This is a genomic window from Bacillus sp. FSL L8-0358, assembly GCF_038593095.1.
GTDB lineage: Bacteria > Bacillota > Bacilli > Bacillales > Bacillaceae > Bacillus > Bacillus subtilis.
In genome coordinates, this window is sequence record NZ_CP151962.1 from 116,001 (window position 1) to 128,780 (window position 12,780).

Below are 12,780 nucleotides of genomic sequence, written 5' to 3' on the forward strand. Positions count from 1 at the left end.
ACTGTATAATATTTCTATCTACGTGCGCCGGGGGGATCGGAGTGAATCTACAGAACAACAAGGGAAAATTCAACAAAGAGCAGTTTTGCCAGTTGGAGGACGAGCAGGTCATTGAAAAGGTTCATGTTGGGGACAGTGATGCGTTAGATTACTTGATTACGAAGTACCGAAACTTTGTTCGGGCAAAAGCAAGATCCTATTTCTTAATAGGGGCGGACAGAGAGGATATTGTTCAGGAAGGCATGATAGGCCTCTATAAGTCTATTCGTGACTTCAAAGAGGACAAGCTTACCTCATTCAAAGCTTTCGCAGAATTATGTATTACCCGCCAAATTATTACCGCAATAAAGACAGCTACTCGCCAGAAACACATTCCTTTGAATTCCTACGTCTCATTAGATAAACCGATTTTTGATGAAGAATCAGACCGAACGCTGCTGGATGTCATTTCAGGAGCGAAAACCTTAAATCCTGAGGAAATGATCATTAATCAGGAAGAATTTGATGATATTGAAATGAAAATGGGTGAACTATTAAGTGATTTAGAGAGAAAAGTACTTGTCTTATATCTCGACGGGAGAAGTTACCAAGAGATTTCTGATGAACTGAACCGACATGTGAAATCGATCGACAATGCCCTTCAGCGTGTGAAACGCAAGCTGGAGAAGTACTTGGAAATTCGCGAAATCAGTTTGTAATAGGAATTTATGCTATATTGACAGTATTTTTCTGACTATGATATGTTACTAAAGATAAGAACTAATGTCTATTTAGAAAAAGGTGTAATGACATGAGAAAAAAGATTACGTTAGCATGCAAGACATGCGGAAACCGTAATTATACGACAATGAAGAGCTCTGCATCAGCGGCTGAGCGATTAGAAGTAAAGAAATACTGCAGTACTTGCAATTCACATACAGCTCATCTTGAAACAAAATAGTTTTTGCGCTTTTAAATTGTGGAGGTCTTTTACATGCGTATTATGAAATTCTTTAAAGATGTTGGGAAAGAAATGAAAAAGGTAAGCTGGCCTAAAGGAAAAGAGTTAACGCGTTATACCATTACGGTAATTTCAACAGTTATCTTTTTTGTTATCTTTTTTGCCCTCCTTGACACAGGAATTTCTCAATTAATTCGTTTAATAGTTGAATAATGATCAGCAATACGTGCTATAATAGATCATAATATTACTTGCCAAAACCCGTTCAGCGGGTTTTTTATTGTGGCTTAAAATGATAGTTATCATAGGCTTGCCGCCTATTTTTGAAGCGTTATGGTAATTCACTAAAACCAAATGCGGGGAGGGAAGGACTGGACAGTCCTGAATAGAATGGAAAAGAATTGGTATGTTGTTCACACGTACTCTGGTTATGAGAATAAAGTAAAAGCCAACTTGGAAAAACGTGTTGAATCAATGGGGATGCAGGATAAAATTTTCCGTGTAGTCGTACCCGAAGAAGAAGAAACGGATATCAAAAACGGCAAGAAAAAAGTCGTGAAAAAGAAAGTATTCCCTGGTTATGTGCTTGTTGAAATTGTAATGACAGACGACTCTTGGTATGTTGTCCGCAACACGCCGGGCGTTACTGGATTCGTAGGATCTGCCGGGTCAGGTTCAAAACCGACGCCGCTTCTTCCGGGCGAAGCAGAAACCATTCTGAAGAGAATGGGCATGGATGAACGCAAAACTGATATTGACTTTGAACTGAAAGAGACAGTGAAAGTAATAGACGGACCTTTTGCTAACTTTACAGGATCAATTGAAGAGATTGATTATGATAAAAGCAAGGTCAAAGTTTTCGTTAATATGTTCGGCCGTGAAACGCCGGTTGAGCTGGAATTTACTCAAATCGATAAATTGTAATGTGAAAAAACTTGAAATTGCTATATATAAATGATAATATAGCAAAGGTACGTCTTGGACTTATCCAAGGCAACTAGCATGATATTTCGTCATTCATATAAAGAATGAAACCTTGAGTGGGAGGGTTTACCCTATTTACCACATCACGGACTTAAGGAGGTGTGTCTCGTGGCTAAAAAAGTAGTTAAAGTTGTAAAATTGCAAATTCCTGCTGGAAAAGCTAACCCAGCGCCACCAGTTGGACCTGCACTTGGTCAAGCCGGTGTTAACATCATGGGATTCTGTAAGGAGTTTAACGCTCGTACAGCTGACCAAGCTGGTTTAATCATTCCTGTTGAAATTTCGGTTTACGAAGACCGTTCATTTACATTTATTACAAAAACTCCACCTGCTGCAGTATTGCTTAAAAAAGCAGCTGGAATTGAGTCTGGTTCTGGTGAACCAAACCGTAATAAAGTGGCAACCGTTAAGCGCGATAAAGTACGCGAAATCGCTGAAACGAAAATGCCTGACTTAAACGCAGCAGACGTTGAAGCGGCAATGCGCATGGTTGAAGGTACTGCCCGCAGTATGGGTATTGTAATCGAGGATTAATTTGTTTCTTGTCGGGTTGCGAGTTTTAACAAGTTCGCAACCCTTATTCGTGGGAGGTTATTCCGCTATAACCACATAAGGAGGAAATTTTAAAATGGCTAAAAAAGGTAAAAAGTACGTTGAAGCTGCTAAGCTTGTAGACCGTTCTAAAGCTTACGACGTCTCTGAAGCAGTAGCTCTCGTTAAAAAAACAAACACAGCTAAATTCGACGCTACAGTTGAAGTGGCTTTCCGTTTAGGGGTTGACCCTCGTAAAAACGACCAGCAAATCCGTGGAGCAGTTGTGCTTCCAAACGGAACTGGTAAAACTCAGCGCGTTCTCGTTTTCGCAAAAGGCGAAAAAGCGAAAGAAGCTGAAGCTGCTGGTGCAGATTTCGTAGGCGATACTGACTACATCAACAAAATTCAACAAGGCTGGTTCGATTTCGATGTTATCGTAGCTACACCTGACATGATGGGTGAAGTTGGTAAAATCGGTCGTGTACTTGGACCAAAAGGTTTAATGCCAAACCCTAAAACTGGTACAGTTACTTTCGAAGTTGAAAAAGCTATCGGCGAAATCAAAGCTGGTAAAGTTGAATACCGCGTTGATAAAGCTGGAAACATTCATGTTCCTATCGGTAAAGTTTCTTTCGAGGATGAAAAACTTGTTGAGAACTTCACAACAATGTACGATACAATCCTTAAAGCTAAACCTGCTGCAGCTAAAGGCGTTTACGTGAAAAACGTTGCTGTAACTTCTACTATGGGACCTGGTGTCAAAGTAGACTCTTCAACTTTTAACGTAAAATAATATTGACATGACATCAACATTCTGATATTATTCAAAATGTTGTAAAATAGAATATCATTTATACCGTAGACAGTAGGGGCCTAACCGCTTAATTATCCTACCGAGGTGTATATTATCACAGCTATTACGTTACGTATGCTTGTATATACAGCCTCCATGTCTCATGGAGGCTTTTTATATGGAATCCGTCGTCTCAGTCGTGATCACCTAACGGTATAAGTGTTACACAAGAATCTACAGGAGGTGTAACCATGAGCAGCGCAATTGAAACAAAAAAAGTTGTTGTTGAAGAAATTGCTTCTAAACTGAAAGAAAGTAAATCAACGATCATCGTTGACTATCGCGGACTTAACGTTTCTGAAGTAACTGAACTTCGTAAACAGCTTCGCGAAGCTAACGTTGAGTTCAAAGTTTACAAAAATACGATGACTCGCCGTGCGGTTGAACAAGCTGAGCTTAATGGTTTGAATGATTTCTTAACTGGACCGAACGCGATCGCATTCAGCACTGAAGATGTTGTCGCTCCGGCTAAAGTTCTTAATGACTTCGCTAAAAATCACGAAGCTCTTGAAATCAAAGCTGGCGTTATCGAAGGTAAAGTTTCTACTGTTGAAGAAGTGAAAGCTCTTGCTGAACTTCCATCACGCGAAGGCTTGCTTTCTATGTTGCTTAGCGTACTTCAAGCTCCAGTTCGCAACCTTGCTCTTGCTGCAAAAGCTGTGGCAGAACAAAAGGAAGAACAAGGCGCTTAATCTAATCAGTTTTTCATAAATTAAAACAAAATGGAGGAATTACAAATGGCTTTAAATATCGAAGAAATCATTGCTTCCGTTAAAGAAGCAACTGTACTTGAATTGAACGACCTAGTAAAAGCAATCGAAGAAGAATTTGGCGTAACTGCTGCTGCTCCTGTAGCTGTAGCTGGCGGAGCTGCTGCAGGCGGAGCTGCTGAAGAGCAAAGCGAATTCGATCTTATCCTTGCTGGTGCAGGATCTCAAAAAATCAAAGTTATCAAAGTTGTACGTGAAATCACTGGTCTTGGCTTGAAAGAAGCTAAAGAACTTGTTGACAACACTCCAAAACCACTTAAAGAAGGTATTGCTAAAGAAGAAGCTGAAGAGCTTAAAGCTAAACTTGAAGAAGTTGGCGCTTCTGTAGAAGTTAAGTAATCTTCACTTACCTGTAGGGGAAGCTCGCTTTTATGAGGCGAGCTTTTTCTTTGCCATTCTTTAAGCCATGAAAAAAGGAGGTTCTAATAATGAGTGAGCACTATTATTCAGAAAAACCTTCAGTGAAAAGCAACAAGCAAACCTGGTCTTTTAGGCTTCGGAATAAAGATTTCACGTTTACCAGCGACAGCGGGGTTTTTTCTAAAAAAGAAGTTGATTTCGGCTCCCGCCTGCTGATTGATTCTTTTGAAGAGCCTGAGGTTGAGGGCGGCATTTTGGATGTAGGCTGCGGATACGGCCCGATTGGTTTATCGCTCGCCAGCGACTTTAAAGACCGGACTATCCACATGATTGACGTTAATGAGAGAGCCGTAGAACTATCAAATGAAAATGCGGAACATAACGGAATAACAAACGTTAAGATTTATCAAAGCGATTTGTTTTCAAACGTTGATTCTGCTCAAACATTTGCTTCTATTCTTACAAATCCCCCAATCCGAGCCGGAAAAAAAGTTGTCCATGCTATCTTTGAGAAAAGCGCTGAACACTTAAAAGCTTCAGGTGAATTGTGGATCGTCATACAGAAAAAGCAAGGCGCGCCTTCTGCCATTGAAAAGCTCGAGGAACTGTTCGATGAAGTTTCTGTCGTTCAAAAAAAGAAAGGCTATTATATCATAAAAGCAAAAAAAGTTTGACTCGGTATTTTAACTATGTTAATATTGTAAAATGCCAATGTATATATTTTGCTTGATATGATGAATTGTCAATATCTATGTATAAATTATACAAGTATGGAAATGCTAATAAAATCGGTATTTGTTTTTGGATGTGGTTTTCTTAATTAGAAACCCTTTTTTCTTTTGTCTTGTAAAAGTATTTTCTTTCTTTGGAAGAAATGCTTATTACACATATAATACGCATGATTTGAGGGGTGAATCAGTTGACAGGTCAACTAGTTCAGTATGGACGACACCGCCAGCGCAGAAGCTATGCTCGCATTAGCGAAGTGTTAGAATTACCAAATCTCATTGAAATTCAAACCTCTTCTTATCAGTGGTTTCTTGATGAGGGTCTTAGAGAGATGTTTCAAGACATATCACCAATTGAGGATTTCACTGGTAACCTCTCTCTTGAGTTCATTGATTATAGTTTAGGTGAGCCTAAATATCCTGTAGAGGAATCAAAAGAACGTGATGTGACTTACTCAGCTCCGCTAAGAGTGAAGGTTCGTTTAATTAACAAAGAAACTGGAGAGGTAAAAGACCAAGATGTCTTCATGGGTGATTTCCCTATTATGACAGATACAGGTACTTTTATCATTAACGGTGCGGAACGTGTTATCGTTTCCCAGCTTGTTCGGTCTCCAAGTGTATATTTCAGTGGTAAAGTAGACAAAAACGGTAAAAAAGGTTTTACCGCAACTGTCATTCCAAACCGTGGCGCATGGTTAGAATACGAAACTGATGCGAAAGATGTTGTTTATGTCCGCATTGATCGCACACGTAAGTTGCCGGTTACGGTTCTTTTGCGTGCTCTCGGCTTCGGCTCCGATCAAGAGATTCTTGATCTCATAGGAGAAAACGAATACTTGCGAAATACGCTTGATAAAGATAACACAGAAAACAGCGACAAAGCGTTGCTGGAAATTTACGAGCGTCTCCGTCCTGGAGAGCCGCCTACAGTAGAAAATGCGAAAAGCTTGCTTGATTCTCGTTTCTTTGATCCGAAACGATACGATCTTGCCAATGTAGGACGCTATAAAATTAATAAAAAACTTCATATTAAGAATCGCCTCTTCAATCAGAGACTTGCTGAAACGCTTGTTGATCCTGAAACAGGAGAAATCCTTGCTGAAAAAGGCCAGATTCTTGATAGAAGAACACTTGATAAAGTACTGCCATACTTAGAAAACGGAATCGGTTTCAGAAAGTTGTATCCGAATGGCGGCGTTGTTGAAGATGAAGTGACTCTTCAATCAATTAAAATCTTTGCTCCGACTGATCAAGAAGGAGAACAGGTTATTAATGTAATCGGCAATGCTTACATCGAAGAAGAGATTAAAAACATCACGCCTGCTGATATTATTTCTTCAATCAGCTACTTCTTCAACCTGCTGCACGGAGTAGGCGACACAGATGATATCGATCATCTTGGAAACCGCCGTTTACGTTCTGTAGGCGAGCTTCTCCAGAACCAATTCCGTATCGGTTTAAGCCGTATGGAGCGTGTGGTTCGTGAGAGAATGTCAATTCAAGATACGAATACAATTACGCCTCAGCAACTGATCAATATTCGTCCTGTTATTGCGTCCATTAAAGAGTTCTTTGGAAGCTCACAGCTTTCTCAATTCATGGATCAGACGAACCCGCTTGCTGAATTAACGCACAAGCGTCGTCTGTCAGCATTAGGACCGGGCGGATTGACACGTGAGCGTGCCGGAATGGAAGTGCGTGACGTTCACTACTCCCACTATGGCCGTATGTGTCCGATTGAAACGCCTGAGGGCCCGAACATCGGTTTGATCAACTCACTATCATCTTATGCAAAAGTAAACCGTTTTGGCTTTATTGAAACGCCATATCGCCGCGTTGACCCTGAAACAGGGAAGGTAACGGGCAGAATCGATTACTTAACTGCTGATGAAGAGGATAACTATGTTGTCGCTCAAGCGAATGCTCGTCTTGATGACGAAGGCGCCTTTATTGATGACAGCATCGTAGCTCGTTTCCGCGGGGAGAACACTGTTGTTTCCAGAAATCGTGTAGACTACATGGATGTATCGCCTAAGCAGGTTGTATCTGCTGCGACAGCATGTATCCCGTTCTTAGAAAACGATGACTCCAACCGTGCCCTCATGGGAGCGAACATGCAGCGTCAGGCTGTGCCTTTGATGCAGCCGGAAGCGCCATTTGTTGGAACTGGTATGGAATACGTATCAGGAAAAGACTCTGGTGCCGCTGTTATTTGTAAACACCCTGGTATCGTTGAACGCGTAGAAGCGAAAAACGTTTGGGTTCGCCGTTATGAAGAAGTAGACGGTCAAAAAGTAAAAGGAAACCTGGATAAATACAGCCTGCTGAAATTTGTCCGCTCTAACCAAGGTACGTGCTACAACCAGCGTCCGATCGTAAGTGTCGGCGATGAAGTGGTAAAAGGAGAAATCCTTGCTGACGGTCCTTCTATGGAGCTTGGTGAACTTGCACTTGGCCGTAACGTAATGGTCGGCTTCATGACATGGGATGGCTACAACTATGAGGATGCCATCATCATGAGTGAACGCCTAGTGAAGGATGATGTTTATACATCTATCCACATTGAAGAATACGAATCAGAAGCACGTGATACGAAACTTGGACCTGAAGAAATCACTCGCGATATTCCAAACGTCGGTGAAGATGCGCTTCGCAATCTTGATGACCGCGGAATCATCCGTATTGGGGCAGAAGTAAAAGACGGAGATCTTCTTGTTGGTAAAGTAACGCCTAAAGGCGTAACTGAACTGACTGCAGAAGAACGCCTTCTTCACGCCATCTTTGGCGAGAAAGCCCGCGAGGTTCGTGATACTTCTCTTCGTGTGCCTCATGGCGGCGGCGGAATTATCCATGACGTTAAAGTCTTCAACCGTGAAGACGGAGACGAACTTCCTCCAGGTGTTAACCAGTTAGTACGCGTATATATCGTTCAGAAACGTAAGATTTCTGAAGGGGATAAAATGGCCGGTCGTCACGGTAACAAAGGTGTTATCTCTAAGATTCTTCCTGAAGAAGATATGCCTTACCTTCCTGACGGCACACCAATTGATATCATGCTTAACCCGCTGGGCGTACCATCACGTATGAACATCGGGCAGGTATTGGAACTTCACATGGGTATGGCCGCTCGTTACCTTGGCATTCACATTGCATCTCCTGTATTTGACGGAGCGCGAGAAGAGGATGTCTGGGAAACACTTGAAGAAGCCGGCATGTCTCGTGACGCCAAAACAGTGCTTTACGACGGACGTACTGGAGAGCCGTTTGATAACCGTGTATCTGTCGGTATCATGTACATGATCAAACTGGCTCACATGGTTGACGATAAACTTCATGCACGCTCTACAGGCCCTTACTCACTTGTTACGCAGCAGCCTCTTGGCGGTAAAGCGCAATTTGGCGGACAGCGTTTTGGTGAGATGGAGGTTTGGGCACTTGAAGCTTACGGTGCGGCTTACACTCTTCAAGAAATTCTGACTGTTAAGTCTGATGACGTGGTTGGACGTGTGAAAACATACGAAGCCATCGTTAAAGGCGACAATGTTCCTGAACCAGGTGTTCCGGAATCATTCAAAGTATTAATCAAAGAACTTCAAAGCTTAGGTATGGATGTCAAAATCCTTTCTGGTGATGAAGAAGAAATAGAAATGAGAGATTTAGAAGACGAAGAAGATGCGAAACAAGCTGACGGCCTGGCATTATCAGGTGATGAAGAGCCGGAAGAAACAGCATCTGCAGACGTTGAACGCGATGTAGTAACAAAAGAATAATCTCTAGTTATAAAGGCAAGTGACATCGGTTAATCCGAAGATAAAAAGGGAGGTAGGCCCCTTGCTAGATGTGAACAATTTTGAGTATATGAACATCGGTCTTGCTTCACCAGATAAAATCCGTTCATGGTCTTTTGGTGAAGTGAAAAAGCCTGAAACGATAAACTATCGTACGTTAAAACCTGAAAAGGACGGTCTATTCTGCGAACGCATTTTCGGACCGACTAAGGACTGGGAATGTCATTGCGGGAAGTACAAGCGAGTTCGTTATAAAGGCGTAGTTTGTGACCGCTGCGGAGTCGAAGTAACACGGGCTAAAGTCCGTCGTGAGAGAATGGGGCACATTGAACTGGCTGCCCCAGTTTCCCACATTTGGTATTTCAAAGGTATTCCAAGCCGTATGGGTCTTGTGCTGGATATGTCACCTCGTGCTTTAGAAGAAGTCATTTACTTTGCTTCTTACGTTGTAACTGATCCGGCGAATACACCGCTTGAAAAGAAACAGCTTCTGTCTGAGAAAGAATATCGTGCTTATCTTGATAAATACGGTAATAAATTCCAAGCATCTATGGGTGCTGAAGCAATTCATAAACTTCTTCAAGATATCGATCTTGTAAAAGAAGTTGATATGTTAAAAGAAGAGCTGAAAACTTCACAAGGACAACGCCGTACTCGTGCGATCAAACGTCTTGAAGTTTTAGAAGCCTTCCGTAACTCAGGAAACAAGCCTTCTTGGATGATCCTTGATGTGCTTCCTGTTATTCCTCCGGAGCTTAGACCGATGGTTCAGCTAGATGGCGGACGTTTTGCGACTTCTGATTTGAATGACCTTTATCGTCGTGTCATCAACCGTAACAATCGTTTGAAACGCCTTTTGGACCTTGGTGCGCCTAGCATCATCGTTCAAAACGAAAAGCGTATGCTTCAAGAGGCTGTCGATGCCCTAATTGACAACGGCCGCCGCGGACGCCCTGTAACAGGTCCTGGTAACAGACCGTTAAAATCTCTTTCTCACATGCTGAAAGGGAAGCAAGGCCGTTTCCGTCAAAACCTTCTTGGTAAACGTGTTGATTACTCCGGACGTTCTGTAATCGTTGTTGGTCCTCATTTGAAAATGTACCAATGCGGATTACCGAAGGAAATGGCGCTTGAACTTTTCAAACCTTTCGTTATGAAAGAACTTGTTGAAAAAGGTCTTGCTCACAACATTAAGAGTGCGAAACGCAAAATTGAGCGCGTACAGCCTGAAGTTTGGGATGTACTAGAATCAGTTATTAAGGAGCACCCGGTACTGCTGAACCGTGCCCCTACACTTCACAGATTAGGTATCCAGGCGTTTGAACCAACGCTTGTTGAAGGACGCGCAATTCGTCTTCACCCGCTCGTATGTACAGCTTACAACGCTGACTTTGACGGTGACCAAATGGCGGTTCACGTACCATTATCTGCTGAAGCACAAGCTGAAGCACGCATCTTGATGCTTGCTGCTCAAAACATCTTGAACCCTAAAGATGGTAAACCGGTTGTAACACCGTCTCAGGATATGGTACTAGGTAACTATTACCTGACACTTGAGCGTGCCGGTGCTGTCGGTGAAGGTATGGTCTTCAAGAATACAGACGAAGCGCTTCTTGCTTATCAAAACGGATATGTTCACCTTCATACGAGAGTAGCTGTTGCAGCTAACTCACTTAAGAATGTGACATTTACCGAAGAACAGCGCTCAAAATTGTTAATTACAACTGTCGGTAAGCTTGTCTTCAATGAAATTCTTCCGGAATCATTCCCTTACATGAATGAACCAACGAAGAGCAACATTGAAGAAAAAACACCTGACCGTTTCTTCTTAGAAAAAGGTGCTGACGTTAAAGCTGTTATCGCACAGCAGCCAATCAATGCGCCGTTTAAAAAAGGCATTCTGGGTAAAATCATCGCGGAAATCTTTAAACGATTCCATATTACGGAAACGTCTAAAATGCTTGACCGCATGAAAAACCTAGGTTTCAAATATTCAACTAAAGCTGGTATTACAGTTGGGGTTTCTGACATCGTCGTACTCGATGATAAACAAGAAATTCTTGAAGAAGCGCAAAGCAAAGTTGACAACGTTATGAAGCAGTTCCGCCGCGGTCTTATCACTGAAGAAGAACGCTATGAGAGAGTCATCTCTATCTGGAGTGCTGCAAAAGACGTTATTCAAGGCAAACTGATGAAATCACTTGATGAACTCAACCCGATCTACATGATGAGTGACTCTGGTGCCCGTGGTAACGCATCTAACTTTACGCAGCTTGCCGGAATGCGCGGCCTGATGGCCAACCCGGCTGGACGTATCATTGAGTTGCCGATCAAATCAAGTTTCCGTGAAGGTCTGACAGTATTGGAGTACTTTATCTCCACACACGGTGCGCGTAAAGGTCTTGCCGATACCGCTCTTAAAACTGCTGACTCAGGTTACCTTACACGCCGTCTCGTTGACGTTGCGCAGGATGTTATCATCCGTGAAACTGATTGCGGAACTGACCGAGGCATTCTTGCTAAGCCTCTTAAAGAAGGAACTGAAACAATTGAGCGCTTAGAAGAACGCTTAATCGGACGTTTTGCAAGAAAACAAGTGAAGCACCCTGAAACAGGTGAAGTGCTTGTGAATGAAAACGAACTGATTGATGAAGATAAAGCACTGGAGATTGTCGAAGCCGGCATTGAAGAAGTGTGGATCCGTTCTGCCTTCACATGTAATACGCCTCATGGTGTATGTAAACGATGCTATGGCCGAAATCTTGCAACTGGCTCCGATGTTGAAGTCGGTGAAGCTGTCGGAATCATTGCTGCCCAATCAATCGGTGAGCCTGGTACACAGTTAACAATGCGTACATTCCATACAGGCGGGGTTGCCGGAGACGATATCACACAGGGTCTTCCGCGTATCCAAGAGCTTTTCGAAGCGCGTAATCCGAAAGGTCAAGCAACAATTACAGAAATCGACGGTACAGTCGTTGAGATCAATGAAGTTCGTGATAAGCAACAGGAAATTGTGGTTCAAGGCGCAGTGGAAACACGTTCTTATACGGCACCTTACAACTCCCGCCTGAAAGTAGCGGAAGGAGATAAAATTACTCGAGGCCAAGTACTGACAGAAGGTTCAATCGATCCGAAAGAACTTCTTAAAGTGACTGACCTGACGACTGTTCAAGAGTATCTTCTCCATGAGGTTCAAAAGGTTTACCGTATGCAGGGTGTTGAAATCGGTGATAAACACGTAGAAGTAATGGTTCGCCAGATGCTTCGCAAAGTACGCGTAATTGATGCTGGTGACACTGATGTGCTTCCAGGTACATTGCTTGATATTCACCAATTTACTGAAGCGAACAAAAAGGTATTGCTTGAAGGCAATCGACCTGCTACAGGCCGTCCTGTCTTACTCGGTATTACAAAAGCATCTCTTGAAACTGATTCATTCTTATCTGCTGCTTCCTTCCAGGAAACAACACGTGTCCTTACAGATGCAGCGATCAAAGGTAAGCGTGACGAGCTTCTCGGCTTGAAAGAGAATGTTATCATCGGTAAGCTTGTTCCAGCTGGTACAGGAATGATGAAATACCGTAAAGTAAAACCAGTATCAAATGTTCAGCCGACTGACGATATGGTTCCGGTTGAATAACTGATTTCATTCTGCTGAAAGACTGTTTTTGCGGTCTTTCAGCAGATATATTTATGAAAAAGTCACTCTATGAGAAGATAGAAACTAAAAAATGTCATACCTTGTTGACATTCGTCTCCTAGAATGATAATATAACCAAGGTGCTCGAAATAAACCTGTTACTTTGGAGGATATGTT

General features: G+C 42.5%; 11 protein-coding genes and 1 other annotated feature. All 11 genes read left to right on the forward strand.

Annotated features, from left to right (window positions below; translation table 11 throughout):
* Window positions 1-41: 41 nt before the first annotated feature.
* Window positions 42-698 carry an RNA polymerase sporulation sigma factor SigH gene (sigH, locus tag NYE49_RS00635; protein WP_003225758.1) on the forward strand — a complete coding sequence of 219 codons (657 nt, stop codon included), beginning with the start codon at window positions 42-44 and terminating at the stop codon, window positions 696-698.
* 92 nt (window positions 699-790) lie between these two features.
* The gene (gene rpmG, locus NYE49_RS00640) at window positions 791-940 is read left to right on the forward strand and encodes a 50S ribosomal protein L33 (RefSeq protein ID WP_003156421.1); all 150 of its coding nucleotides are present in this window, start codon (window positions 791-793) and stop codon (window positions 938-940) included.
* A 33-nt stretch (window positions 941-973) separates the two neighbouring features.
* On the forward strand, window positions 974-1,153 hold the full coding sequence (secE, locus tag NYE49_RS00645) for a preprotein translocase subunit SecE (protein ID WP_004399676.1): 180 nt from the start codon (window positions 974-976) through the stop codon (window positions 1,151-1,153).
* Window positions 1,154-1,330: 177 nt separating this feature from the next.
* On the forward strand, window positions 1,331-1,864 hold the full coding sequence (gene nusG, locus NYE49_RS00650; RefSeq protein ID WP_003225764.1) for a transcription termination/antitermination protein NusG: 534 nt from the start codon (window positions 1,331-1,333) through the stop codon (window positions 1,862-1,864).
* 168 nt (window positions 1,865-2,032) lie between these two features.
* Window positions 2,033-2,458, forward strand: a complete 426-nt coding sequence (gene rplK, locus NYE49_RS00655; RefSeq protein ID WP_003156430.1) for a 50S ribosomal protein L11 — start codon at window positions 2,033-2,035, stop codon at window positions 2,456-2,458.
* A 94-nt stretch (window positions 2,459-2,552) separates the two neighbouring features.
* Window positions 2,553-3,251: a 50S ribosomal protein L1 gene (rplA, locus tag NYE49_RS00660; RefSeq protein ID WP_003235040.1), complete on the forward strand. Its 699-nt coding sequence runs from the start codon at window positions 2,553-2,555 to the stop codon at window positions 3,249-3,251.
* 45 nt (window positions 3,252-3,296) lie between these two features.
* Window positions 3,297-3,437: a sequence feature (ribosomal protein L10 leader region), on the forward strand.
* Window positions 3,438-3,502: 65 nt separating this feature from the next.
* Window positions 3,503-4,003, forward strand: coding sequence for a 50S ribosomal protein L10 (rplJ, locus tag NYE49_RS00665; RefSeq protein WP_003235042.1), 501 nt, complete (start codon window positions 3,503-3,505; stop codon window positions 4,001-4,003).
* Window positions 4,004-4,048: 45 nt separating this feature from the next.
* Window positions 4,049-4,420 carry a 50S ribosomal protein L7/L12 gene (rplL, locus tag NYE49_RS00670; protein ID WP_003156436.1) on the forward strand — a complete coding sequence of 124 codons (372 nt, stop codon included), beginning with the start codon at window positions 4,049-4,051 and terminating at the stop codon, window positions 4,418-4,420.
* Between the two features lie 89 nt (window positions 4,421-4,509).
* Window positions 4,510-5,115 carry a class I SAM-dependent methyltransferase gene (locus tag NYE49_RS00675; RefSeq protein WP_015252989.1) on the forward strand — a complete coding sequence of 202 codons (606 nt, stop codon included), beginning with the start codon at window positions 4,510-4,512 and terminating at the stop codon, window positions 5,113-5,115.
* A 245-nt stretch (window positions 5,116-5,360) separates the two neighbouring features.
* A complete protein-coding gene (gene rpoB / locus NYE49_RS00680) occupies window positions 5,361-8,942 on the forward strand; it encodes a DNA-directed RNA polymerase subunit beta (protein WP_009966326.1) in 3,582 nt (1,193 codons plus the stop codon).
* A 61-nt stretch (window positions 8,943-9,003) separates the two neighbouring features.
* On the forward strand, window positions 9,004-12,603 hold the full coding sequence (rpoC, locus tag NYE49_RS00685; protein ID WP_004399688.1) for a DNA-directed RNA polymerase subunit beta': 3,600 nt from the start codon (window positions 9,004-9,006) through the stop codon (window positions 12,601-12,603).
* Window positions 12,604-12,780 lie beyond the last annotated feature (177 nt).

What these genes read in the sequence shown, in the direction of transcription:
- NYE49_RS00675 (WP_015252989.1), top strand. Translation starts at nt 4,510, where the DNA reads ATGAGTGAGCACTATTATTCAGAAAAACCTTCAGTGAAAAGCAACAAG.
- rplJ (WP_003235042.1), top strand. Translation starts at nt 3,503, where the DNA reads ATGAGCAGCGCAATTGAAACAAAAAAAGTTGTTGTTGAAGAAATTGCT.
- rplL (WP_003156436.1), top strand. Translation starts at nt 4,049, where the DNA reads ATGGCTTTAAATATCGAAGAAATCATTGCTTCCGTTAAAGAAGCAACT.
- nusG (WP_003225764.1), top strand. Translation starts at nt 1,331, where the DNA reads ATGGAAAAGAATTGGTATGTTGTTCACACGTACTCTGGTTATGAGAAT.
- rpmG (WP_003156421.1), top strand. Translation starts at nt 791, where the DNA reads ATGAGAAAAAAGATTACGTTAGCATGCAAGACATGCGGAAACCGTAAT.
- secE (WP_004399676.1), top strand. Translation starts at nt 974, where the DNA reads ATGCGTATTATGAAATTCTTTAAAGATGTTGGGAAAGAAATGAAAAAG.
- rplA (WP_003235040.1), top strand. Translation starts at nt 2,553, where the DNA reads ATGGCTAAAAAAGGTAAAAAGTACGTTGAAGCTGCTAAGCTTGTAGAC.